This is a genomic window from Vibrio sp. 779(2023), from assembly GCF_033344285.1.
GTDB lineage: Bacteria > Pseudomonadota > Gammaproteobacteria > Enterobacterales > Vibrionaceae > Vibrio > Vibrio alginolyticus.
Genome location: NZ_JAWPOM010000220.1, coordinates 1 through 1,049 on the forward strand (window position 1 = coordinate 1; position 1,049 = coordinate 1,049).

The 1,049-nt window shown below is 48.2% G+C and carries 1 protein-coding gene; it reads right to left on the minus strand.

Annotated elements, in window-relative coordinates:
- Positions 1–1,049: molybdopterin-dependent oxidoreductase (locus tag R8O70_RS26200; RefSeq protein ID WP_318184587.1), on the minus strand; the 1,049-nt coding region annotated here is incomplete at both ends.

Sequence of the window (1,049 nt, forward strand, 5' to 3'; positions counted from 1 at the left end):
GTAAGCGCCTTCTTTTTCAATCCACATTGCTGTTGGAAGGATAAGGTCAGCCGCTTGAGCGGTAGCCGTTGGGTATGGGTCAGAAACAACAATGAAGTTTTCTGGGTTACGGTAGCCAGGCAGACGTTCAGTGTTAATGTTCGGACCAGCTTGCATGTTGTTGTTACATTGAACCCAGTAACGGTTCAGTACGCCATCGTTCAGCATACGGTCTTGAAGTACCGCGTGGAAACCTGGTTTTGGTGGAATCGTGCCTTCAGGCAGTTTCCAGATTTTTTCTGCGATTTGGCGGTGTTTAGGGTTAGCAACCACCATGTCCGCAGGTAGACGGTGAGCAAACGTACCAACTTCACGAGCTGTACCACACGCCGATGGCTGACCAGTTAGTGAGAATGGGCTATTCCCCGGAGTAGCGATTTTACCGGTTAGAAGGTGGATGTTGTAAACCAAGTTGTTCATCCACACGCCGCGAGTATGTTGGTTCATACCCATTGTCCAAAGTGACATTACTTTCGTGTTTGGATCGGCGTATTGCTTCGCAAGCTCAATCAGTTTTTCTTTCTCAACACCCGAGATCTCAGACGCTTTCTCAACCGTGTATGGCGCTACAGACTTCTTGTACTCTTCGAAAGAGATTGACGTCAGTTTGCCTGAGTTAGGGTTTTTCGTAGCTTTTTGTAGCGGGTCGTCGTCACGCAGACCGTAACCGATGTCGGTGTCTGCTTGAGTAAAGTTCGTGTGCTTGTTCACGAAATCCCAGTTGACTGCATCGTTTTCGATGATGTAGTTCGCGATAAAGTTAGCAATCGCAAGGTCAGACTGTGGGTTAAAAATGTAGCCGTGATCTGCCAACTCGAATGAACGGTGGTAGTAAGTTGAAAGTACGTTTACGCGAACATGAGGGTGGCTCAGGCGACGGTCAGTAATACGAGTCCATAGTACTGGGTGCATTTCTGCCATGTTCGAACCCCAAAGCACGAATGCATCAGCGTTCTCGAAGTCATCGTAACAGCCCATAGGTTCATCGATACCGAAAGCACGCATGAAAC